This is a genomic window from Rhizobium sp. 16-488-2b, from assembly GCF_017741815.1.
Classification (GTDB): Bacteria; Pseudomonadota; Alphaproteobacteria; order Rhizobiales; family Rhizobiaceae; genus Rhizobium.
In genome coordinates, this window is the sequence record NZ_JAGHMF010000008.1 from 1 (window position 1) to 21958 (window position 21958).

Below are 21958 nucleotides of genomic sequence, written 5' to 3' on the forward strand. Positions count from 1 at the left end.
CATCCTTGCTCCCAACGTTGGCTTTGACCAGTGCGTCGAGAGGCGAGACTGTCGCATCTCTAACTGGCCCAACTGTCGCATTACTAAATAGCCGCTACATACAAAGATCGCATAAGATATGTTATGGAACATTCTGGCATGGATGTCCTGGACAGCTTGTCTGCCAGATCAGATCAATCGCCAAGCAATAAAACGAGCCTGGCGAAATGAGTGCTTGGAGTCTGGTCACGGGCCGAAACCAATACGGCGACCCTTTCAATCAGCTATTGTAAACAACGTCGGATGGGAAGCCAATTGCGGTCTAGGTCTACGTTTAGGTCGAGGTACGGCGCTATCTTTCTCATCATGCTTCTAACGCCTTTGCGGCATCATCATCGGCCCAGTCAATCGACACCAATTCCCGGACGGGTCTCTTACCTCCCAATTCACCCCCTGCTCTGACAGCGCGTTGACATGTCGTGTCTACGAGGCATCTTCGCCACAAGCGAATGCCGGCACAGCATTCGTGGCAATATCGATATTGGTCTCTATGTCGTCTATCCGCCGGCACGGCACCTCGCATTGAAGGTGCGGGTTCTGGTCGATTATCTGGTGACGGCGTTTCGGGGGCAGCCGAAATGGGACGATGGCTGGCGATAATTCCTTCCAAAACGGAAGTAATATCTCGCTTTGCGGCGGGATAATCTCCTGCGGGGAATTGTGTCATATGTCATTTCAAGCAATCAATCCCTTGAAAAGAGACACGACAATGACTGATATTCGCACCGCACCTTATGCCGCACTCATTCTGCGCGTCGCGCTTGGCCTGCTTTTCCTTGCCCATGCCGGCCTCAAGATCTTCGTCTTCACTCCGGCGGGCACTGCCGGCTTCTTTGGTTCGCTCGGCCTGCCGGGCTGGCTCGCCTACGTAACCATCGTCTGGGAGCTCGCCGGCGCCGTCGCGCTGATCCTGGGCATCTGGCCGCGCCTCGCCGCCATCGTGATGATCCCCGTTCTGCTCGGCGCGATCTTTACCGTTCACGGACCTGCAGGTTTCTTCTTCGACAACGCAAAGGGCGGCTGGGAATTTCCCGCCTTCTGGATTGTCGGCCTGATCGTTCTCGCCCTGATCGGCGACGGTGCGGCAGCACTTCGCCCGACCCCGGTCCGTCGTTAAAATCGCGTCTACACCCACACGTACGGAGAAAGACATGAGCGCTGAACACGGTTCAAAGACAAGCATCGGCAAAGTCACCTTGACGGTCAACGACCTGGATCAGGTGAGTGCCTTCTATCAGGAGGCGGTCGGCCTCCACCTTCTTCACAGCGACCCCTCGATGGTCAGACTTGGCGTAGAAGGCAAGACACTTCTGGAATTGCAGCGCGACAAGGCAGCGCGCCGCCGCTCGCCGCGCGAAGCAGGACTGTTCCACACGGCCTTTCTGCTTCCCTCCCGCGCTGATCTGGGACGCTGGGTCAAGCATGCAATGAAGACCCGGCCACCCGTGGTGGGCGCATCCGATCACAGCGTCAGCGAGGCGCTCTACCTTTCCGATCCTGAAGGCAACGGCGTGGAGATCTACGCGGACAGGCCGATCCTGTCATGGGAATGGAAGGACGGCCTTGTCGACATGCCGAGCGACCCGCTCGATATCGACGCCTTGATCACCGCAAGCGGATCCGGTGAATGGAAGGGTTTTCCCGAAGGCTCGACCGTTGGCCATGTTCATCTCCAGGTCGGCGCGATACCGGCGGCAGAAGCCTTCTATCGCGACGTACTCGGTTTCGCCGTGACCTCACGCTATCCCGGCGGTACCTTCTATGGCGCGGATGGATACCACCATCACCTGGCAACCAACATCTGGAACAGCCGCGGTGCCGCGCCGCGCGACTATCCGAGCACCGGTCTCGCCAATATCGAGATCGTGTCCTCAGCCGATTTTTTCCATTCGGTCGGTGCGCGCGTCAGGGACGAGAAGGTGACGGCGGACGGAGAAACGCAGATGCTGGCACTCAGAGACCCCTGGGGAACTGAAATTTCAATCGTTACCCCGGCGTAAGAAAAGAAAAAGGAGTTCAACATGCTCGTGGAAGGCAAATGGACGGCCGACTGGCATCCGGTCCAGGCGACGGACGCCAAAGGCGGTTTTGTCCGTCAGATCTCCGGTTTTCGAAACTGGATCACGCCCGACGGCAGTGCCGGACCCACCGGTGAAGACGGTTTCAAGGCCGAGGCGGGTCGCTACCATCTCTATGTCGCGCTGATCTGCCCCTGGGCATCGCGCACCTTGATCGGCCGCGCCCTCAAGAAGCTTGAGAGTGCCATCACGGTGTCCGTCGTCGAACCGGCGCTGTCCGACCAAGGCTGGCGTTTCGGGAACTATCCGGGCTCCGACAAGGACCTCATCAATGGCGCGACTTATCTCCACGAGATCTATACCAGCGCTGACCCGGTCTATACCGGCCGGGCGACCGTTCCGGTCCTCTTCGACAAGCACCGCCGGACCATCGTCAACAACGAATCCGCAGACATCCTGCGCATGCTGAACACCGGTTTCGGATCCCTTGCAGATGAAAGCATCGATCTTTATCCGGATCACCTGCGTGCAGACATCGACGCGCTTAACGATCGCATCTACCCGATGCTCAACAACGGGGTCTACCGGGCAGGTTTCGCAACCACGCAGGTCGCATACGAAGAGGCATTCGCCGACGTGTTCGCGATGCTGGACGAACTGGAGGCACGCTTGGAGGGCCAGGGCCCCTTCCTCTTCGGCGAATGCCTGACCGAAGCCGATATACGCCTCTTCGTGACGCTAATCCGCTTCGATGCCGCCTATAACGGACTGTTCAAGTGCAACCTTCGGCGTCTGGCGGATTACACCCGGCTCAGCCACTTCCTGGATCGCGTTCTGGACATCCCGGGCGTGCGTGGCACCGTCAACATCGATCACATCAAGCGCGGTTATTATTCGATCAGGGCACTCAACCCGACGGGCATCGTCCCGGTCGGACCGCAATTGCCGTTTCGACACGCATGAAGGACGAAACAATGTCGACAATAACAGATGATAAGCTGGTCATCATGCTTCATGGTGTCGGCTCCAGCGGCAATGATCTTGCGCCGCTGGCCAATGCCTGGGCGAACACCCTGTCCGGGGCCGTCTTCGTCTCGCCCGACGGACCAAGCCCGTCAAGCTTCGGGTCGGGTTACCAATGGTTCAGCGTCGCCGGCGTCACTGAAGAGAACCGTGCCGGACGCATCCGTGACGCAAGGCCTTCCTTTGATGCCGTCATTGCTGCGATCGTCGAGGAAAACGGCTTTTCCGGCCGGCTGGATCGCGTCGCCTTCGTCGGTTTTTCCCAAGGCACGATTATGGCGCTCGACGCGGTCGCCTCTGGACGCTGGCCGGTCGGTGCTGTGGTTGGCTTCTCCGGGCGGCTGGCATCGCCCCTGCCCCTAGAGCCGGCAACCGCGACACCCGTCCTGCTGGTTCACGGCAACGCCGATCCGGTCATACCATCGACTGAAAGCACCCGCGCCGCGGCCGCGCTGCAGGCGCTCGGCATGAAGGTCGAAACGGTGATCCAACCCGGGTTGCCTCACACGATTTCCGGCGAGGGGGCTGCACGCGCCGGGAGCTTCCTCGCCGAAGTTCTGAAATAGCGAGTAAGAAAAAAGAAAGGGCCGGCTCCGCTGTCATTTCAGCGGCAGCCGGTCATCATTGCTCAAATTGATCTCAGGAACCACCAGAGTACGATGCCGGATTGCCGGCTGCCGAGCATCAACAACGAATGGCGCCGCACAGGCATTGATGAGCTTCCCTACACTTGCCGCGACCGCCCTTTCAGCCTGAATCCGGTTCTTGACACACGGGATGCATCCCTATAGTCAGCACGTCAGATGGCCGACATTGTTATGGTCACGTAAGCGTTAACGTCAACCAACGCGACACCTTCGGCAGCTCTTTGTGCCGAAGTGCAAGGTTGACTCATGTCTATCAGTTCGTCCGTTAACGACCGACCCACCCACAGCACCTCCCTTATTTTTATCGGCATCGACTTGATGGCGGCCAATCTGCGCGCACCGGTCACGAGCGTCGGGCCTGTCCTGCCGGATATCCAGGCGGCTCTCGGCCTCGACGGTGCCGGAGCAGGTGCACTCAATGCCCTGCCCTTGCTGATATTCGCGATCCTGTCGCCGGTCGCCCCCCGTGTCAGCGCGCGTTTTGGCCTGGAACGGACGCTTGCTTCGGCTGCCGTCGCGATCTTTCTTGGCGTGCTGATGCGATCTCTGGGATCGCCGTTCATGGTGTGGGCGGGAACGGTCGTTTTGAGCGCGGGCATCGCGATGGCAAACGTCCTGCTGCCGGCGCTCGTCAAGCGTTCTTTCTCGGGTCACAAGGCGGGCAGCGTCATCGCCGTCTATGCGGCAACGATGGCTGCGACGGCAGGATTTGCAGCAGGATTGGCCGTCCCGATTGCGCATCTGCCCGGGTCGGACTGGCGCTGGTCGCTAGGGGCATGGGCAATCCTGGCGCTGGCGGCGGTGATCACATGGCTGCCCCTTCAAAAGCCCGGAAAACATGACAAGGCGAAATCTGGTCACGGGCATCAGGCTGCATTCCGCTCTCCCTGGAAACACCCGATCGGGTGGTATGTTTCACTCTTTTTCGCCATGCACTCGCTGGTGTTCTATTCCATCGTAGACTGGTTCGCGACCTATGCGCGGACACAGGGTTTGACGGCTCAGACTGCAGGTGTCTATCTTCTGGCCTATCAGATCGTCTCGGTTGCAACGAACCTCGCCTGCGCCCCACTCATTCGCCGTTCGAAAAATCAGGTCTGGCTGGGCTTCGGTTGCGGCATCCTGCTTCTGGCCGGAACGGCGGGGATGCTTTTTGCGCCGGCGGCAAATCTTGCATGGATCATCCTGCTGGGCCTCGGCGCAGGCGTGGCGATGACGACAAGCCTTTCGCTCTTTGCCCTGCGGACACGGGACCACCATCAGGCAGCCGCGCTTTCCGGGATGGGACAGTTCATCGGTTATATCGGAGCAGCTTCAGGACCTCTTCTTTTCGGCATTCTGCATGACATTTCCGGGGGCTGGAGCAGTCCCCTCGCCCTTCTTATCCTCGCCTCTATTCTTGTTATGGTTTTTGCGCCGCTCGCGGGGCGCGCGCGTCATATCGACTGAAACAAACAAACGCCAGATGTCCATCAACCGCGTAAGGAGCAAGATGCAATGGAAAAAACACTCGGCTGGGGAATTCTCGCAACGGGATGGATCGCAGAACTGTTTACGCAGGATCTGATCCTATCCGGACGAAAAGTCGTGGCCGTCGGGTCCCGATCCAAGGAAAAGGCAACGGATTTCGCCCAACGGTTCGGCATCGCCAATGCCCATGGCAGCTATCAGGATCTGGTCGCCAATCCCGAGGTGGATATCATCTACGTGGCCACACCGCATCCGCATCACGCCGAGGCGGCGCTGATGGCCCTTGATGCGGGCAAGCATGTGTTGGTGGAAAAACCCTTCACCCTCAACGCGGCCGAAGCCCGCCGGATTGTCGAGCGCGCCCGCGAAAAGAACCTCGTCGTTCTCGAGGCCATGTGGACCCGTTTCCTGCCGCATATGCGGCGCATTCACGAGATCATCGAGGCCGGAACATTGGGAGAGCTGCGTGCCGTCTCCGCCGAGCATCGCCAGTTCCTCCCGAGCGATCCGGGTCATCGCCTCAATGCGCCGGAACTTGGCGGCGGTGCACTGCTCGACCTTGGTATCTATCCGATTTCGTTTGCGATTGACGTGCTGGGGCCACCGGTATCGATCGATACGGCCGCACGCTTCCAGGCCACGGGCGTCGACGCGGAAATCGAAACGCTGATGAAGCATGCCGGCGGCGCGATCTCGACCACCGCTTCCGCCCTGGACAGCGCGGGGCCGAATGCCGCGACTGTCTACGGCTCGAAGGCTCGCATCGAAATCGCGCCGGTATGGTACACGCCGACGTCCTTCAAGGTCGTCGACCAGCAAGGGACGGTGATCGAGACATTCGACGAACCGGTCGAGGGGCGTGGCATGCAGTACCAGGCGCTCGAGATGGAGCGGCTTGTGGCACTGGGCGAGACATCCTCGCTCATGCCGCCGCAGGAGAGCGTCACAATCATGGAAGTGCTCGATTCCATCCGCGCCGAGATCGGCCTCCTCTATCCCGGCGAGCAGCCGGCGGGATCCGATGCACGGCTCACATCGGCAAAGCCGGGTGTGTAACTTTACGATCGAAGCAACATTCGCGAGCCGTGCGTCCAGACCGGCGCACGGCTCGCGTCCGAAACCGGTGCTGATCTCTGGATCAAGGGGATCTCATCGGGTGTCTGCGGTGGTGGAACACGATCCTGCCGTCTGGCCTCCTGTCGCCAGGAACCGCGCGATTGCCGTATTGAACGACGTAGCGGACTCCACGTTCAAGAGATGTCGCCCGGGCAGGGATATATGCCGGCCATTGGCAACCGATCCTGCGATCGCCATCAAATCCGCCGGCGGGCAGACGGGGTCGTCGATCCCGGAAACGGCCAGCAACGGGTTTGCGATATGCCGGATCCGGTCGTTCAGATCGCCGGACGCAAGTGCGGCACAACAGCCGACATACCCGTCGACATCACTCGCCGCAAAACTGTCCAGAATATTCGCCACGCGCCCGGGCTCGCGCGCATTGAAGGAAGGGGAAAACCAGCGATCTCTCGTCGCGTCCGCAAGCGAGGCGAGGCCGTTTGCCCGAACCGCGTCGATCCGTGCCATCCAGCTCTCGGCCGTGCCGATCTTCGAGGCGGTGGCGCAGACAATGATCTTGTCCAGACGGCGGCTCGCGTTGATACCCAGCCACTGCCCGACCAGCCCGCCAATCGACAGGCCGCAGAAATGCACGCGGTCTATGCCCAGAGCATCTAGCAGCGCCAGAACATCCGCTCCCAATTCGTGAAGCGCGTAGGGAGGCGGCGGAGTTGTGGAGCGACCATGTCCGCGACGATCATAGCGCAGGATACGATAATCGTCAGCAAGCGCCTCTGCCTGCTCGTCCCACATGGTCAGATCAGTACCGAGAGAATTGCAGAATACCAACCATGGCTTTTCCGTCGCATCACCATCGATGCGATAGTGGAGATCGTGGTCGGCAAGTTTCAGATAGGGCATCGCACGCTCCCCTTGTCGCGCCACATGTCATCTGTCCGCCGGCCCGTTGGCGGAACGGATGCCGGCACCTCCGTATCGGGAGCTGCCGGCATCGTTATCGGTCAGCCGCCGGCGCGCTTGCGCTGTTCGTTGGCCTGATTGTCGATGCCATCGACGAGAGCCGTCAGATGGATGTCGAAAACGATTTCCGCGAACGGACTATTCAGGTTGTTGGCATGGATACTCGCCTCGTCCGTCCGTTCGATCACCGAAGGAATGAGGCCATCACGGGTCGCATAGGCAAAATCGTCATTGATCAGCGGATCACCCTCGATGTTGATCTGCGTCGTCAGTTTGCGATGATCTTCGGCGCTAATGAAGAAGTGGATATGCGCGGGGCGCTGGCCGTGCCGACCAAGTGCCGACAAGAGCTTCTCTGTCGGGCTTCCCGGCGGGACGCCGTAACCACTCGGCAGAATGCTCTGAAACCTGTAACAGCCGCGATCATCGGTGATGATCGTGCGGCGCATGTTGTAAGGCGCCTGCTTTCCGGTCGGGTCGAAATGCGAATAGAAGCCGCGCGTATCACAATGCCAGACCTCGACCTTGGCACGCGGAAGCGGCTTTCCATCCGAAGAAAAAACCGTGCCGTGCATGATCAGTGTATGGCCATCGGTATCCGTACCGTCGTCGAGACGGGCAAAACCTTCCGTTTCAGGCGCGCCGGCAACGTAAAGCGGACCTTCGATCGTGCGGGGCGTCGGGTTCTCGATCCCGAGCGATGCGTCTATCGCGTCGAGACGCTCATCGATGAAGTGATCGAGGCCAAGTCCCGGTGAGATGAGGCCGGCCTGCCCGGCGGCGCCGATCTCGTTCAGCCAGGCGATGCCGGTCCAGTATTCGTCCGGCGTGATGTCGAGGTCGTCGATCGCCTTGAAAAGATCGGACATGATGCGATGCACGATCTGTTTCAGGCGCGGACTGCCGGAATCGTTGTCCAGTCCACTCAGGGTTTGCAGAAAGGCCTGGATTTCAGGCCGCTCAAAAATCGTCACGCTCATTTTCATCCTCCTCTTGATCCTTGCAATTGCCCGGACTGTCGTTCCCGGCGGCAATGCGTTTCAGCTATCGTCATCCCGGATCGCTGACGGGTGCCGCAACAGCGGCGTTATTTCGATCTCCATGAACTTGAACAGCGGCAGTCCGGTCAGAAGCGCATGCAGTTCGGCATGGTTCTGAACGTCGAAAATGCTGAAATTCGCGTATTCGCCCGCGATGCGCCAGATATGGCGCCACTTGCCGGAGCTCTGCAGTTCCTGGGAATATGCTTTTTCGCGAGCGACGATCTCCGCCGCTTCGTCCGGCGGCAGATCGCGTGGGATTTTGACGTCCATGCGAACGTGATACAGCATATCGTCTCCTTCACTTTCTTCGGGTGAGGCCATCTCGGGCGAAGAACGCAATGCGATCGTCATCAAGCTCGATACCGAGGCCTGGCCCGACAGGCACGGTCAATTCGAAATCGCTGTAATCCAGCGGTGTTCGCAGGATGTCCTCCGTCAAAAGCAGCGGCCCGAACAGTTCCGTGCCCCATTGCAAATGCGCGAGGGTGGCGAAAAGGTGTGCCGACGCAATCGTGCCGACAGCCCCTTCCAGCATCGTGCCGCCATAAACGCCGATCCCGGCCGCATCCGCGATGGCGGCGACGCGCTGGGCGTTGAAAAGGCCACCACTCTGTTCGATCTTGATTGCGAAAACATCGACGCCGGAAACCCGCGCGATCTCGAAGGCCGATTCCGGTCCGGTCAGGGACTCATCCGCCATGAGCGCGACGGGAAAGCGTCTTGCCAGGCGTTTCAGGGCCGCGGCCGAGGCAACCGGTTGCTCGACCAGTTCGCAGCCCGCATCGGCCAGCGCCGCCATTCCGTAGGCGGCCTCCCCTTCGCTCCAGGCCATGTTGACGTCGACACGCACTGCCGCCCTGTCACCGAGCGCACGCTTGATGGCAGCGACATGACCGATGTCCTCCTCGATCGCCTTGGCGCCGATCTTGAGCTTGAAGATCCGGTGACGGCGCAGGTCGAGCATATGCTCGGCCTCAGCGATATCCTTTTTCGTGTCGCCCGAGGCAAGCGTCCATGCGACCGGCACGCGGTCGCGCCGCCGCCCCCCGAGAAGCTCGCTGACCGGAAGGCCAAGTCGCTTGCCATGGGCGTCGAGAAGCGCGGTCTCGACGGCGCTCTTGGCAAAGCGGTTTTCCTTCACCATCTTGCCGATACGCGCCATCAGCATCTGGATGCGCGTTGCATCCTGCCCGATCAGGACCGGCGCAAAATAGGTATCGATGGCGACCTTCATCGTTTCCGGGCTTTCGCCGCCATAGGCGAGACCACCGATCGTCGTGCCTTCGCCGATACCCCAGACACCGTCGCTGCAATGAATTCTCACCAGCATCAGGGTCTGGCCGTTCATCGTCGCGACAGCGAGTTTGTGCGGGCGGATGGTTGGCAGATCGACAAGCAGCGTCTCGATACGCTCGATGACGGGAGCGGTCGAGAATGTCGGGGCGAGAGAGGCGAGTGTGGTGTTCATGACGGCAAGATTGCGCCTGACAGACAGTCGCGTCCAACACCGTTTAAATCTAATACGATACTTTTAAAGTATGATGCATACGATATGATCGGCCCTGCGGCGGATTTTCACGGCAACATACCCTTTGCCGCAGAATGACCGCGCCTAAGGGAGCCATCCATGGATCTGCGCCAACTTCGCTATTTCATCGCCGTCGCACGCGAGCGCAATTTCACCCGCGCTGCGCAGGAGCTGAACATCGCCCAGCCACCGCTCAGCCGGCAGATACAATTGCTCGAGGAGGAGTTGGGGGTCGCACTCGTCATCCGCAGCAGTCGTCCTGTCAGGCTGACGGATGCCGGACGCCTTTTCTACGAACAGGCACTACAGGTGCTCGGACGAGTGGAACAGATGCGGACTGCGACGCGCCGGGTCGGGCTGAAGCAGAACAGCGTCTTCTCCATCGGCTTTGTCGCATCCACTCTCTATAGCGGACTGCCATCCCTTGTCAGGAAGCTGCGCCAACAGGCGCCGGAGCTGGATATACAGCTGCTTGAGATGCTCTCCATCCAGCAGATACCGGCCTTGAAGGAAGGGCGGATCGATGTGGGTTTTGCCCGTTTGCGCCACAGCGATCCGAATGTCGTTGAAACGGTGCTTTACGAAGAAAGGCTGATGGTGGCTGTGCCCAAGGGAACACCGCTTGCGGTATCGACAGCTCCGGTCTCCCTGAAGGAATTGAGCGGTCAGATGATCATCGTCTATCCGAAGGAACCACGCCCAAGCTACGCCGATCAGATCCTGAACATTTTGCAGGCAGACGATGTGCGCCCTGCCGGCGTGTACGAGGTGCGTGAAATCCAGACCGCTCTCGGTCTCGTGGCCACCGAAGCCGGGATATGCATCATCCCGTCTTCGGCCCGTCAGATGCGTTCCGACGTCCACTACCGCGCGATCAAGGAAAAACACGCGACCTCACCGATAATCCTCAATCATCGCCTGGCCGACGGTTCGCGCCATATCGCGCTCCTCAAGCAGTTGATCCGGGATGGCGGCGACTTCTCGAATACGGAGTGATCGTGTCCGCGCTTACGGTTTCGGCTGGGACAACGCCTTGTTGACCGCCGGCATGACTTCGGTGGCGAGCAGCTCGATGGCGTCCGCGACCTTGGGATAAGGCAGGCCGCCGATATCGAGCTGTGCCATGAAGCGGTCGTGCCCGAACAGCTCATGCTCGTAGAGGACCTTGTCGATGATCTGTTGCGGGCTGCCGACGAAGAGCGGCCCGTGAGGAGCCCGAAGGCGCTCGTAATCGTCACGCGAAACCTTCCAGCCATCGTCGCCGGCGGGCAGGTTGTGGCCGATATAGCGGGCGTAATAGGGATAAAATTCGTTACGCGCGTCTTGCGAGTCTTTCTGGACATGGAAATGCGCCGAAATCGCAACCTTTTCCGCGCCGGCCTCATGCCCCGCCTCCAGCCAGGATTGGCGGTAGAGATCGATGAATGGTTTGAAGCGCTGCGGCGGACTGCCGATATTGGCAAGATTGAGCGGCAATCCGGCGCGACCGGCACGTACGGCGCTGGCCGGCGTGCCGCCGGCGCCGATCCAGATCTTCGACTGCGCGCTTGGCAGCGGACGCGGGGCGATCACGGCTTCGCGCAGGGCGGAGCGAAACCGGCCATCCCACGTGATGCACTCGCTTTGGGCGATCTTCAGAAACAGGTCGAGTTTCTCGTCATAGAGAGCCTCGTAGTCATTCAGATCGTAGCCGAACAGCGGGAAGGATTCGATAAATGCGCCGCGTCCGACGGTGATTTCCGCCCTGCCGTCCGACAGAAGATCCGTCGTCGCGAACTGCTCGAAAAGTCTGACGGGATCGTTGGACGAAAGAATGGTGACAGCCGTCGTCAGGGCTATCGATCGGGTGGCATTGGCCAGCGCGCCGAGAACCACTTCCGGTGAGGAGATGGCGTAATCGGGACGATGGTGCTCGCCGATGCCGAAGACCGCGAGGCCGGCTTCATCGGCGAGTTTCGCGGCTGCGACGATTTCCGAGAGGCGCTGGCGCGATGCCTCGGGACCACGCGTGCCAAGGGGCAAGTCGCCGAATGTATAAAGGCCGAATTCCATATCGCAGATCATTTCCGAAAAGATTGGATCGAAGGGGGCGCATCTCGTCGATGCGCCCGTTTTCTGTCAGCACGCGAAGTGTCGATTACTTCACCATGCCGAACGGGTCGGGCACGGTGCGCGTGTTGGCATTGCTCCAGAAGTTCTGGACGACCCAGCCATATTCAGGAAGGCCATTGACGAACGGTGCAAGCATGTCGTTGCCGGACGGGAGCTTCCAGTCAGCCTGAAGTTCGGCCCCGAGCGCATAGACCGTCTCGAGCTGGGCACCGGCGCCACTCATGCGCGACATTGCCGCATCCGCTTCATAATCGCTCCAGGCACCGGAGGCATCGATGACCGGGAAGACCTGATACCCATCATTGATCAGCGACAGCGTCGGGAAGGCTACGCAGGTGCCGATCGTGACACCCGAAATGATGATGTGGGTGCGTCCGGTCTTCTTCAGCAGGTCGAGGAGCGCCTTGCGGAAGGTCGGATCCTCGTAGGCGTTGATGATGCCGGTCCGGCGGATGATCGGCTGATCCGGAAAGGTCTCTTTCAGTTCAGGAAGCATATCGCCGTTCTGCCACTGGGCGTTCGACGTTGTCAGCAGCACCGGGATCTTCAGCGCCTTGGCCATCTGGGCCAGTGCTACCACGTTGCCCTTATAGGCGGAGGCGTTCTTGAAATCGCGAACCGAAGCCATCAGGCCGACCTGGTGGTCGATGAACAGCATGACGCTGTTTTCCGGCGTCGGCTTGTCATATGCGAACCGGCCTGCCTGACGCGCCTGGGCGGGCGTTGATTGAAGCGCTTGCACGCCGTCCTTGATCGAGCTGACAATGTCGGCCGGCCGGTCCTGGGCAAGAGCGAGTGTCGAGACGCTTGCGAGCGCGATGGCGCCGACAACCGACTTCAGGGCATGTCTCATGTTAAACTCCCGTGTGAGAAGAAGACTGCGAAGTGGCTGAATGTCCGGCTCAGGCAATGCCCGACCATGTCGGAGCGATCGCCGTTCCGAAACCCTGGCCGTAGCCGAGCGAAATGTTGAGGCCGGCGACCGGCTCCAGGTAGCGGGCCTGCTTCAGGGCGCCCGTCTTGACGGGCTTGAGGCCAATCTTCACCACGAGATCTGCCACCGTGTCGTTGGCGGCTGCGTCATCGCCTGCGATGAAGACGGTGGCAGCGGCGCCGCCGACCTTTCCGCCGCCCTGGAGAACCTGGGCGAACAGCGTGTTGAATGCCTTGACCACGCGGGCGCCGGTCGCGATGTCTGCGATCTGCGCGGCCGCGCTGGTGCCATGGCCAATGGTCAAGCCCATGTAATCCGCGGTCAACGGGTTGGTGATGTCGATAAGGATCTTGCCGGACAGGTCGCCGGCGGCCTTGAGCGCATCGGCGGCTGCATCGTAAGGCACGGCAAGAATGACGACGTCCTTCTTGGCGACGGCATGGGCGATATCGGAAGCGTCAACGCCATTGCCGAGCGCCGCGACGGCCTCCGTTCCCTTCTCCACGGTGCGTGCACCGAGCGTAACGGCTATGCCGGCCTGTGAAAAAAGCCCGGCAAGTCCCTTGGCCATGTTGCCGGTACCGATGATTGCGATGGACATGAAAGACACTCCTTGTTGCCTTGTTGGAATAAAAGGAGCTTATTTCGGTTCCATTTTGATCACCATCCCATCATTTAGCCGCGCTATGTTTCCATTTAGGAAACGATCACCAACCGCGGTCCCATTCCGGTTTCCCGCGCAAGCGGGCAGCAAGGTGATCGAGCAACACTCTGATCTTGGGTGCCAGATGCCTTGACGGCGGATAGAGCGCATGGACGCCAAGGGGCGTCATTTCGACATCGGCAAGGATAGGAACGACCGAGCCTTCGCGAATGAAAGGACCGGCGATAAAGCTGGGGACGCGGGCAATGCCCAGCCCGGCAACTGCCGCCCCGAGACAGGCTTCGCCATCGGAAAAGCTCAGGCGCCCGGATACATTGGCGATAGCGGCTTCGTTGATATCGTGCTTCTTGAAGCGCCAGGCGTTCGGATCACGAAAATTCATGTCGATGATGCATTCGTGCTCGCTCAGAGCCTTCAGACTTGAAGGCGTTCCATGACGCTCGAGATAGGCCGGAGCGGCCACGATCACGAAACGCGCATCGCAGATCTTTCGGGCAATCAGGGTGGAGTCCGACGGCGTGCCGATCCTGACGGCCATGTCGAACCCTTCGTCGATCAGGTTCACGACCCGATCGGAAAAACTGACATCCAGCTGGATCTCGGGATAATCGGCAGCAAAATCATAGAGGAGTGGGGCGAGGCAGATCGTGCCGAAGGACATCGGCGCGGTCAGGCGGATTTTTCCCGTTGGCAAACCGGAGGCATTGCGCACCGAGGCATCGACCAGAGCGATTTCCTCCATGAGGCCCTTCATCCGATCGTAATAGGCTCGCCCGACCTCGGTGGGCGACAGAGCCCTGCTCGACCGGTTGATCAACTGAACCCCAAGGTCCGCTTCCAGCTTGGACACGAGTTTGGAGGCCTGACTGGTACTTGTTCCAAGTCGACGGGCAGCACCCGCAAAACTTCCCACATCCAGCACCGTGATGAACATGCGGTCACAATCAAAACGGTCCAATCGAATATCCTCCAGATGCAACCTATTACTCGCAGCAGCAAAGACAACTGCCGGCCACAACGCAATAGAGCGGCTCACGCCGCTCTATTGTTTTCTACCTCACACGATTTCCTATCCCCATCATGACCGTTATCGGCACATCGAGAGATCTCATCGGCAGATCAGTGTGGTGTCTGCATCTTCTCATTGGCGCCCAAGAATTCGCGAAGACGAGCCACTTCCCCCTGTTCAACGGGTGCAGCAGCATTGCCCCAGGAATTGCGGACATAGTTTAGAACATCGGCAACCTGTCGATCATCCATCTTCCAGTCGAACGCCGGCATGCCCGCAGCCGTCTGGCGATCATGCGTATGCGCTGCACGGGCACCGCGCAACATGGCATGGATGAGGCTCGTGGCATCATCCGCCAGAAGTCCGTGGTTCGACTTGAAGGCCGGGACCATGCCCTCGATGCCCTCACCCTCAAGACCGTGGCACGCCGAGCAATTGACTTCATAGGCCAGGGCCGCTTTCACCATTGCTGGCGTTCCGGTCGGCATGGCCACCGCAGCCTTTGCCGGCGAGGCCGGAAGAGACTTGAGGTATGTGCCGATTGCCAGCGCGTCGGCATCGGTGAAGTACTGCGTCGAATGTTCGACGGCCTCCGCCATCGGACCTGCGGCGACAGCCGTCCCGTCGGAGCCGGTTTTCAAATAGTTGGCGATATCCTGCGCCGAGGACGAGCCCAGGCCGACATGCGGGTTGGGGGTGAGATCGGGCGCGAACCATTCACCGATATTGCCGCCCTGCAGATAGGCCGAGCTCATTTCGGCGCCCAGAGCGTTGCGTGGCGTATGGCAGGCGGCGCAGTGACCGCCGCCGTCGACGATATATTTGCCGCGGTTCCAGGCTTCGTCCTTGCCGCCATCGGCGGTGAAGCCGGTATTGTCGAAGAACAGCATGTCCCATCCGGCCATCGCGAGACGGATGTTGAAGGGGAAGTTCATGCCGGCATTTTCGTCGATGTCGTTCTTCACCGGCGCAACCGTCGACATATAGGCCCACAGGTCGTGCATGTCCTGATCGGTATATTTGCGATAGGCGGTGAACGGCATGGCCGGGTACAGCATGCCGTGCTGGCCCATGCCCTGGCGAACGGCGTTGAAGAAGTCGCGCTCGGTCATGTTGCCGATGCCGGTTTGGGCATCGGGCGTGATGTTGGAGCTTATCAGCGTGCCGAATGGCGTCTTGATCTCGTAGCCGCCGGCAAAGCTGCCGCTTTCGCGGGTGTGGCAGGCCGCGCAGTCGCCCAGCCGCATCACATATTCGCCGCGCTTGATCGCCTCTGCATCGGTGCTCTTGAACTCGGCGAGAGGCGTGGTGTCGTCGGCAACCGCCGAAGCCATGGTGTTGAGGCTGTTCCACGCCCACCAGCCGGCGCCGGCTGCTGCAACCACGGCGATGACGGCAATGCCGCCACCGATCTTTTTCCAGTTTGCCATGATCTTATCCCTTCACCAGCGGGCCGGGGTTGTTCACATAGGTCTGATGAATGGCCTGTGCTGCGCGCACGGCGAGCGCCCCGACCGTCACCGTCGGGTTGTAGCCGCCGTTCATCGGGAAGGCGGAGGCGCCGACCACGAAGACGTTGTGAACGTCCCAGCTCTGCAGGAAGGGATTGAGCGCCGAGGTGGTCGGATCCGCGCCCATCACAGCCCCGCCGATCGTGTGCGAGGAGTGCTGCATGTAGGGGTTCCAGCTGTGTTCGGCCTGGTTGTCGACGATGATGTCCTGACCGCCCGCTTCACGCATGATCTCCACGGAGCGATCGACCGTGTATTTCAGCATGTTCTTGTCGTTCTGGTTCCAGTCGAAGGTCAGGCGCAACAGCGGCTGGCCGTGACGGTCGCGGTAGTCCGGATCGAGATCCAGATAGGCATCGCGAACCGGCATGGACGTGCCCTGGATAAAGATGCCCGCGCCCTGATTGTAGTCGCGCGCATAGGCTTCCTTCCAGGCCGAGCCCCAACGCTTGGAACCGGGGCGCAGGTTGTTCATGTTCTGGATCGGGCGACCGTTGGTGGAATAGCCCATGATGCCGGCGCCGCCGATAAAATCGAGGCCGGAATGGTCGAAGTTGTCGCCGTTGAAATCGTCGATCTGCACGGCCAGCGCGCCGCCACCGATGAACGGGTTGGTGTATTTATCCGGGAAGAAACCGTTGACCGTGCCGCAGGTCTGATAGGTGTAGTTGCGACCGACGGTACCCTTGCCGGTGATCGGATCATATTGCTCGCCGATGCCCGAAAGCAGCATCAGGCGGACATTGTCCATCTGATAAGCGGTGATGACGACGATATCGGCCGGCTGGAACCCTTCGGCACCTTCCTTGGTGATGAACTTCACGCCCTTTGCGGTCTTGCCGTCGTCATGCTTGACGGCATGCAGAACCTCGGTCTCGGTCAGAAGGGTGAAGTTCGGCCGACGCATCAGCGCCGGCAGGATACAGGCCTGCGGCGAGGATTTGGAAAAGTTGCCGCAACCGTGGAAGTCGCAGAAGCCGCAATAGGTGCAGGGCCCCATGGTCACGCCGAGCGGGTTCACGAATGCCTGGCTGATATTGCCGGCCGGAATGGTGAAGGGATTGTAGCCCATTCGGTCGGATGCTTCGCGGAACTCGCGCATCCAGAACGTGTCCTTCAGCGGCGGGGTCGGGTATTCGCGCGAACGCGGGCCTTCGAACGGGTTGCCGCCCGGCTTGATTTCACCGTTGATGTTGCCGGCAATGCCTGAGGTGCCGGCGATGCGCTCGAACCGGTCGTAATAGGGCTCCATGTCCTTGTAGGTTACGCCCCAGTCCTGCAATTGCAGGCCCTCTCCCTTGGCGGCGCCATAGCGCTCGCGGGTCTGGGTAGCGATCTCGAAATCCCAGGGGGTAAAACGCCAGGACATGCCGGCCCAGTGGGTGCCGGCGCCGCCGACATTCCAGCCGAACTGATAGGCCGACCAGTTGCGCACGGGTGCGGCCGTCTGGTCCATGCGATTGCGGAACGTGGTGGTTTCGACGCTCATAGGTTGCAGCAGCTCGCGGCGGGTGTGCCAGCGCAGCTCGTCCGGGTCGACGGCAGGCGGAAAGTCGGTGGAGGTGTCGCGCCATGCGCCGCGTTCGATCGCAACCACATTGAGGCCGGCGCGGGTCAGTTCCTCGGCCATGACCGAGCCGGACCAGCCCAGCCCACAGATGACCACATCCGCCTTGGGACGTTCAATCGTCATAATTTTTCTCCTGAAGGGGATATCAGTCGTTGGGGATCAGGCTGACCGGAACGAGGTTCAGGTTCTCACCGCGCTTCTCGATATACGGACGGTAGTCGTAACGAGCGCCCGGGAAGCCGATCATCTTCCAGCCAACCATGTCGCGGTTGCCGCCGTAGATCGGGTCGGCCAGATATCCCTCGCGGGCGTTCTGCAGCATGAGCTCGAAGAACCACTTGCCCTGAACGCCGTTCGGCAGTTCGATCTTGCCTTCTTCAAGCCCGGCAAGGATCTCGTCTATGCGGTCGGGCGACAGGGCATGGAATGCAACGCCGTCGGTTGCCTGCGCATAGGCTTCGAGCGCCTTCAGGCCAGCCTCGTAACGCTGGCGCGGCGTCTGGGTAAACTGCGGCGAACCCATGATCGCCTCTTCGGTTTCCGGACGAACCGGCCCTTCGAGATAAAGGGCGCGACCCTCGCCGTAATGTCCGGCAAGCTGGTCGTCCAGGAACTCAAGACAGCCCGCTTCGCTGGCGGAGGGGCCGAACTTGTCACTCGGGATCATGCGGTCGAAGACGGCGGCCAGTGTCTTGCGGTCATTTTCCTCGCGGAACACGCGGAACGAACCGCCTTTCATGGCGGGCTTTGGCAGGTGATCCGGCGACATCGAGGTCTGGGTCGGGAAACCCTTCATTTCTACGGCGGCCGACGGTGAAACCAGAGCCGAGGTGGTGACTGCCGCTCCGAAAGAGCGAAGCAGGTCTCTACGCTTCATGTATCATTCCTTTCAAGATTAGCTCGGACGCGGAGGCACGCAAAGGCAATCGCGCGCCGCTGGGAGGGCGACGCGCGTGGCGAAATGAGGCCGTGTCCGACAGGAAACTGGGTTAATTGAAGGAGCGGATATGTGTGGTCAAAGAAGTCTCTCAAAACATGTCTGCACTGCGCTAATTGGGCGCATGGCGGCTGGCAAGTCACCAGAATTTGACACATGCAAATTCCCTCAAGATGAAGGTATTTCCCTCATTCTATGCCGTCTTTCTGATGGCGTGGGCTGTCTAGAGCGATTGCCGAGATCATCGAACACACTGTCAGGCAAACTGCGTTTGACGGCGCGGACCAATCCTCTTTAAGGAGGCGCGGTCCATTTGATGAAGGTAATCAACGTGCCGCGCCACAAAACCATTGATGATCTCGCTCGCGAAGCGCAGGTAAGTGTCTCCACGATCGATCGTATTCTCAGCGGCCGCGGCCAGGTGAAGCCGACAACGATCGAGCATGTTCTGGCGGTTGCCGAGCAGATCGGTTTTTACGCAGTGGAAAGCATTCGCAGCAGGCTTGTGCTGGACGCCCCGGAACGCCGGTTCGGCTTTCTCCTGAACAGCGCGGACCGGCAGCTTTATCGCGATCTGGCGGAGGAATTGTCGGGATCGGCACGCAAGGCCGTGAACCTGCGCGGGCAGGCCGTGGTGCGGCATCTGAACGATACTGATCCGGAAAATGCTGCAAGGGCGCTGTTGGAACTGGGCGAGCAATGCGATGTGATCGCCTGCGTTTGCGTGGATCACCCGGCCGTCAGCACCGCTGTGGGCGAACTGGAGCGTCGCGGCGTCCCTGTCATCACCATGATTTCGGACATTTCTTCGCCGGCCAGGATCGGTTTTGTCGGCTCCAACGACTGGCAGCTGGGCCGCACGGCTGGCTGGTTCTGTCATCGCGTCATCCGGAGCGGCAAGGTCGCGGTGCTGACCGGTTCGGAGCGGTACACCTGCCAGCAGGTTCATGATGCGAGTTTTCGTGGTTTTCTGCGATCTCAGCAAGCGGATTTCACCCTGCTCGAATCGCGCGTCACCCATGAGGACGACAGTGCCGCCGAGGCCATCACCCGCAGCCTTCTCGATGAGCATGCCGATCTCGCCGCTCTATTCGTTGCCGGCGGCGGCCTCGATGGTGTCTGTATGGAATTGCTGAGGCGCGGCCGAAAGGATGTGATGGTGATTGGTTGCGAAATGACCGGCCGCACGCGCAGTCGGCTGTCGTCGGGTGAAATCGACGTCATTCTTGCCCACCCGGTCGATGAGATCGCACGGCGTACCGTGCAGGCAATGATCAAGTTGATCACATCGCCAACACCGCATCAGCCTTTCCAGACCATCGTGCCGTTTGCCGTCGTCGTCACCGAGAACTGCTAGGCAAATTGCTTCTCCAATTGCGTCAGATGTCTGCGCGCATGATCGACAAGATGGATCACGGCGCGCGGCCGATGGTCAGGAGCCTGCAGGATTGCCTGGGTTTCGCGCTCACCAGCACCCTAGCCGGGCAAGATGTCAACCAATCGCCCGTCTGAAGCATGCTTGCGCTTTGGAGAAGCTCGGTAGCGCTTGAGCGCCCCGATACGCACTGACGCCAACAGCTTTCAGAACTGATGTGCAAGCTGCGTTTCTCTATTACTTATTCCTTCGATTTTTACGTCGGCCGATCCCGCCGGATGATCAGAAGTTTCGCATCCAATCGCTTAAGCATATGTATATATTACGTCATTTATTTCAATAAAGGATCGCTCAAGCGTTCAAAACAGGAATATTGACAAAGATCGGCCACTTGATTACTAGTATGCAAGAGGAGAAACATGCGATGAACGAAGTGACGATGCCCCGCTCTGGACCTGTTGCGCGCGAGATTTACGCCGCATTGCGCCAGCGCATCATGGCCGCTCAACTCATGCCTGGCACCGCAATTTCTGAAGTGCAGTTCTCTGAGCAACTCGGCGTCAGTCGTACTCCTGTCCGGGAGGTTTTCCGGCGCCTTGCCGACGAGGGACTGCTCCGCATCGTGCCGCAGGTTGGCACTTTCGTTGCTCCGATCCAATTGCGCGCTGTCTATGACAGCCAGTTTGTACGCGAAACGTTGGAATGCCGGACGATTGTTCTCGCGGCGGGCAACATGAGCATTCAAGCCGCCGATGACCTTCAGGATTTCCTGACGCTGCAGAAGCGCGCCATTCGCGATAACGACCTCGAAAAGTTCTTCGATGCCGATGATCGGATGCATACCTACCTTATCGGGCTCGGCGGCTATCCGGCAATTTGGGAGCTCATCCAGGGTGTGAAAGCACAGCTCGACCGTGTGCGCTATCTGTCACTTGAGAGCGGTGATTGGCTAAATCGCATTTTTGATCAACACGAGATGATCGTTTCTCGCGTTATTGAAGCAGATACGACGGGTGCCGAAGCCGCCATGCGCGAGCATCTGCAATCAGTATTTTTGACAATCGAAAAGCTCGCGGAAAACAGGCCCGAGTTGTTCGAGGGAAATATGGGAACGTCGACCACACCAATATCCACGTCATAAACTTAACTCGGGAGGAAAACATGTTGGGTTTGAAAGTTCTTTCTGCATTGACGCTTGCGGCATCGATTGTCGTATCGGGAGGCATCGCGAAAGCGGCAGACGTACCGGCGGCAGGTGCCAGCCCGCGCATCGACGCGATCAAGAAAGCGGGCGTTCTGCGTGTAGGCGTTCTCGCCAATACGCCTTGGCTTGTCGAGAACACGACTGGCTCTGGAGAGCCATGGGAAGGCCCGGCCTGGCTGCTCGCTCAGGAGTATGCCACCCAACTCGGCGTGAAGCTTCAGCCGGTGCCGGTAAGCCACGAAACGAAAGTACCGGTCCTTGCCTCCAATCAGGTCGATCTCAGCATCACCCCGCTCGCTGAAACACCCGAACGCCTGAAAGTGGTCGACTTCGTGCTTTATTCGAAAACGAGCGTCTGCATATTCGGCCGCAAGGACAACAAGAAATTCTCCGAAGCCGCATCGGTCGACGCGGTCAACGCGCCCGACTTCACCGTTGCCTACTTTATCGGTGGAGCTGAAGAGAACTGGGTCAAGGAACGCTTCCCGAACGCGAAGCTGCGTGGCGTCACCTCGTCCAGCGCGCCGGCGCCGATCGAAGAGATCATGGCCAAGCGCGCCGATGCAGCCGCAATCAATCGCGTCCAGTGGGTTCTTCTAAACAAGAAGGTTCCCGGCCTGACTGCTCTCCCCAAGGAGAACAACTGCCAGGACTCCAACGAGAAGGCAGCGCCTGTCGGCCTGGCAATCGACAAGGGCCAGGACGTCTTCCTCGAGTGGCTGCGCGCCGTCGAAAAGGACATGCAGCCGAAATTGACGGCTGATGAAGCGCGCACTGTGGAGACGATGAAGTAATCGCAACTCGCCCGCGGTCGACACTCTCGGGCACCTTACCACC

General features: G+C 59.8%; 22 protein-coding genes. 11 read left to right on the forward strand and 11 right to left on the reverse strand.

Features of this window, described 5'->3' with window-relative positions:
• Positions 1–453 precede the first annotated feature (453 nt).
• From J5286_RS31180 to J5286_RS08735, 7 genes are all read left to right on the forward strand, one after another.
• On the forward strand, positions 454–639 hold the full coding sequence (locus J5286_RS31180; protein WP_245205612.1) for a hypothetical protein: 186 nt from the start codon (positions 454–456) through the stop codon (positions 637–639).
• Positions 640–748: 109 nt separating this feature from the next.
• A complete protein-coding gene (locus J5286_RS08710) occupies positions 749–1156 on the forward strand; it encodes a DoxX family protein (RefSeq protein WP_209189970.1) in 408 nt (135 codons plus the stop codon).
• Between the two features lie 34 nt (positions 1157–1190).
• Positions 1191–2039 carry a VOC family protein gene (locus tag J5286_RS08715; protein WP_209189971.1) on the forward strand — a complete coding sequence of 283 codons (849 nt, stop codon included), beginning with the start codon at positions 1191–1193 and terminating at the stop codon, positions 2037–2039.
• Positions 2040–2060: 21 nt separating this feature from the next.
• Positions 2061–3020: a glutathione S-transferase family protein gene (locus tag J5286_RS08720; protein WP_209189972.1), complete on the forward strand. Its 960-nt coding sequence runs from the start codon at positions 2061–2063 to the stop codon at positions 3018–3020.
• Between the two features lie 11 nt (positions 3021–3031).
• On the forward strand, positions 3032–3646 hold the full coding sequence (locus tag J5286_RS08725) for an alpha/beta hydrolase (RefSeq protein ID WP_209189973.1): 615 nt from the start codon (positions 3032–3034) through the stop codon (positions 3644–3646).
• Positions 3647–3973: 327 nt separating this feature from the next.
• On the forward strand, positions 3974–5176 hold the full coding sequence (locus J5286_RS08730) for a CynX/NimT family MFS transporter (RefSeq protein ID WP_209215339.1): 1203 nt from the start codon (positions 3974–3976) through the stop codon (positions 5174–5176).
• Between the two features lie 48 nt (positions 5177–5224).
• Positions 5225–6253 (forward strand): Gfo/Idh/MocA family protein, encoded by a 1029-nt coding sequence (locus J5286_RS08735; RefSeq protein ID WP_209189975.1) that lies wholly within the window; start codon positions 5225–5227, stop codon positions 6251–6253.
• Positions 6254–6346: 93 nt separating this feature from the next.
• On the opposite strand, the gene pcaD is transcribed toward J5286_RS08735, so the two are convergent.
• The 4 genes from pcaD to J5286_RS08755 form a co-directional block, all read right to left on the reverse strand.
• The gene (gene pcaD, locus J5286_RS08740) at positions 6347–7174 is read right to left on the reverse strand and encodes a 3-oxoadipate enol-lactonase (protein WP_209189976.1); all 828 of its coding nucleotides are present in this window, start codon (positions 7172–7174) and stop codon (positions 6347–6349) included.
• A 101-nt stretch (positions 7175–7275) separates the two neighbouring features.
• The gene (catA, locus tag J5286_RS08745) at positions 7276–8214 is read right to left on the reverse strand and encodes a catechol 1,2-dioxygenase (RefSeq protein WP_209189977.1); all 939 of its coding nucleotides are present in this window, start codon (positions 8212–8214) and stop codon (positions 7276–7278) included.
• Positions 8215–8274: 60 nt separating this feature from the next.
• Positions 8275–8565, reverse strand: coding sequence for a muconolactone Delta-isomerase (catC, locus tag J5286_RS08750; protein ID WP_209189978.1), 291 nt, complete (start codon positions 8563–8565; stop codon positions 8275–8277).
• A gap of 10 nt (positions 8566–8575) precedes the next feature.
• Positions 8576–9745 carry a muconate/chloromuconate family cycloisomerase gene (locus J5286_RS08755; protein ID WP_209189979.1) on the reverse strand — a complete coding sequence of 390 codons (1170 nt, stop codon included), beginning with the start codon at positions 9743–9745 and terminating at the stop codon, positions 8576–8578.
• Between the two features lie 159 nt (positions 9746–9904).
• On the opposite strand from J5286_RS08755, the gene J5286_RS08760 reads away from it, so the two are divergent.
• Positions 9905–10801: a LysR family transcriptional regulator gene (locus tag J5286_RS08760; RefSeq protein WP_209189980.1), complete on the forward strand. Its 897-nt coding sequence runs from the start codon at positions 9905–9907 to the stop codon at positions 10799–10801.
• Between the two features lie 12 nt (positions 10802–10813).
• On the opposite strand, the gene J5286_RS08765 is transcribed toward J5286_RS08760, so the two are convergent.
• The 7 genes from J5286_RS08765 to J5286_RS08795 all read right to left on the reverse strand — a co-directional run bounded on the left by J5286_RS08765 (position 10814) and on the right by J5286_RS08795 (position 18482).
• Positions 10814–11857, reverse strand: coding sequence for an LLM class flavin-dependent oxidoreductase (locus tag J5286_RS08765; protein WP_209189981.1), 1044 nt, complete (start codon positions 11855–11857; stop codon positions 10814–10816).
• 85 nt (positions 11858–11942) lie between these two features.
• Positions 11943–12770: an isochorismatase family protein gene (locus tag J5286_RS08770; protein WP_209189982.1), complete on the reverse strand. Its 828-nt coding sequence runs from the start codon at positions 12768–12770 to the stop codon at positions 11943–11945.
• 49 nt (positions 12771–12819) lie between these two features.
• On the reverse strand, positions 12820–13452 hold the full coding sequence (locus J5286_RS08775) for an NADPH-dependent F420 reductase (protein WP_209189983.1): 633 nt from the start codon (positions 13450–13452) through the stop codon (positions 12820–12822).
• A 106-nt stretch (positions 13453–13558) separates the two neighbouring features.
• Complete coding sequence (locus tag J5286_RS08780; protein WP_245205613.1) at positions 13559–14473, reverse strand: LysR family transcriptional regulator; 915 nt, start codon at positions 14471–14473, stop codon at positions 13559–13561.
• 161 nt (positions 14474–14634) lie between these two features.
• Positions 14635–15954 (reverse strand): c-type cytochrome, encoded by a 1320-nt coding sequence (locus tag J5286_RS08785; protein ID WP_209189984.1) that lies wholly within the window; start codon positions 15952–15954, stop codon positions 14635–14637.
• Between the two features lie 4 nt (positions 15955–15958).
• A complete protein-coding gene (locus J5286_RS08790) occupies positions 15959–17728 on the reverse strand; it encodes a GMC family oxidoreductase (protein WP_209189985.1) in 1770 nt (589 codons plus the stop codon).
• A gap of 22 nt (positions 17729–17750) precedes the next feature.
• On the reverse strand, positions 17751–18482 hold the full coding sequence (locus J5286_RS08795; protein ID WP_245205615.1) for a gluconate 2-dehydrogenase subunit 3 family protein: 732 nt from the start codon (positions 18480–18482) through the stop codon (positions 17751–17753).
• 376 nt (positions 18483–18858) lie between these two features.
• Between J5286_RS08795 and J5286_RS08800 the strand changes: the two genes are divergently transcribed.
• The 3 genes from J5286_RS08800 to J5286_RS08810 all read left to right on the forward strand — a co-directional run bounded on the left by J5286_RS08800 (position 18859) and on the right by J5286_RS08810 (position 21915).
• Positions 18859–19899 carry a LacI family DNA-binding transcriptional regulator gene (locus J5286_RS08800; protein WP_245205696.1) on the forward strand — a complete coding sequence of 347 codons (1041 nt, stop codon included), beginning with the start codon at positions 18859–18861 and terminating at the stop codon, positions 19897–19899.
• Between the two features lie 442 nt (positions 19900–20341).
• Positions 20342–21058, forward strand: coding sequence for a GntR family transcriptional regulator (locus J5286_RS08805; protein ID WP_209189987.1), 717 nt, complete (start codon positions 20342–20344; stop codon positions 21056–21058).
• Between the two features lie 20 nt (positions 21059–21078).
• Positions 21079–21915 carry a substrate-binding periplasmic protein gene (locus J5286_RS08810; protein WP_209189988.1) on the forward strand — a complete coding sequence of 279 codons (837 nt, stop codon included), beginning with the start codon at positions 21079–21081 and terminating at the stop codon, positions 21913–21915.
• The last annotated feature ends 43 nt before the right edge of the window (positions 21916–21958 follow it).

What these genes read in the sequence shown, in the direction of transcription:
- J5286_RS31180 (WP_245205612.1), top strand. Translation starts at nt 454, where the DNA reads ATGTCGTGTCTACGAGGCATCTTCGCCACAAGCGAATGCCGGCACAGC.
- J5286_RS08710 (WP_209189970.1), top strand. Translation starts at nt 749, where the DNA reads ATGACTGATATTCGCACCGCACCTTATGCCGCACTCATTCTGCGCGTC.
- J5286_RS08715 (WP_209189971.1), top strand. Translation starts at nt 1,191, where the DNA reads ATGAGCGCTGAACACGGTTCAAAGACAAGCATCGGCAAAGTCACCTTG.
- J5286_RS08720 (WP_209189972.1), top strand. Translation starts at nt 2,061, where the DNA reads ATGCTCGTGGAAGGCAAATGGACGGCCGACTGGCATCCGGTCCAGGCG.
- J5286_RS08725 (WP_209189973.1), top strand. Translation starts at nt 3,032, where the DNA reads ATGTCGACAATAACAGATGATAAGCTGGTCATCATGCTTCATGGTGTC.
- J5286_RS08730 (WP_209215339.1), top strand. Translation starts at nt 3,974, where the DNA reads ATGTCTATCAGTTCGTCCGTTAACGACCGACCCACCCACAGCACCTCC.
- J5286_RS08735 (WP_209189975.1), top strand. Translation starts at nt 5,225, where the DNA reads ATGGAAAAAACACTCGGCTGGGGAATTCTCGCAACGGGATGGATCGCA.
- pcaD (WP_209189976.1), bottom strand. Translation starts at nt 7,174, where the DNA reads ATGCCCTATCTGAAACTTGCCGACCACGATCTCCACTATCGCATCGAT.
- catA (WP_209189977.1), bottom strand. Translation starts at nt 8,214, where the DNA reads ATGAGCGTGACGATTTTTGAGCGGCCTGAAATCCAGGCCTTTCTGCAA.
- catC (WP_209189978.1), bottom strand. Translation starts at nt 8,565, where the DNA reads ATGCTGTATCACGTTCGCATGGACGTCAAAATCCCACGCGATCTGCCG.
- J5286_RS08755 (WP_209189979.1), bottom strand. Translation starts at nt 9,745, where the DNA reads ATGAACACCACACTCGCCTCTCTCGCCCCGACATTCTCGACCGCTCCC.
- J5286_RS08760 (WP_209189980.1), top strand. Translation starts at nt 9,905, where the DNA reads ATGGATCTGCGCCAACTTCGCTATTTCATCGCCGTCGCACGCGAGCGC.
- J5286_RS08765 (WP_209189981.1), bottom strand. Translation starts at nt 11,857, where the DNA reads ATGGAATTCGGCCTTTATACATTCGGCGACTTGCCCCTTGGCACGCGT.
- J5286_RS08770 (WP_209189982.1), bottom strand. Translation starts at nt 12,770, where the DNA reads ATGAGACATGCCCTGAAGTCGGTTGTCGGCGCCATCGCGCTCGCAAGC.
- J5286_RS08775 (WP_209189983.1), bottom strand. Translation starts at nt 13,452, where the DNA reads ATGTCCATCGCAATCATCGGTACCGGCAACATGGCCAAGGGACTTGCC.
- J5286_RS08785 (WP_209189984.1), bottom strand. Translation starts at nt 15,954, where the DNA reads ATGGCAAACTGGAAAAAGATCGGTGGCGGCATTGCCGTCATCGCCGTG.
- J5286_RS08790 (WP_209189985.1), bottom strand. Translation starts at nt 17,728, where the DNA reads ATGACGATTGAACGTCCCAAGGCGGATGTGGTCATCTGTGGGCTGGGC.
- J5286_RS08795 (WP_245205615.1), bottom strand. Translation starts at nt 18,482, where the DNA reads ATGAAGCGTAGAGACCTGCTTCGCTCTTTCGGAGCGGCAGTCACCACC.
- J5286_RS08800 (WP_245205696.1), top strand. Translation starts at nt 18,859, where the DNA reads ATGAAGGTAATCAACGTGCCGCGCCACAAAACCATTGATGATCTCGCT.
- J5286_RS08805 (WP_209189987.1), top strand. Translation starts at nt 20,342, where the DNA reads ATGAACGAAGTGACGATGCCCCGCTCTGGACCTGTTGCGCGCGAGATT.
- J5286_RS08810 (WP_209189988.1), top strand. Translation starts at nt 21,079, where the DNA reads ATGTTGGGTTTGAAAGTTCTTTCTGCATTGACGCTTGCGGCATCGATT.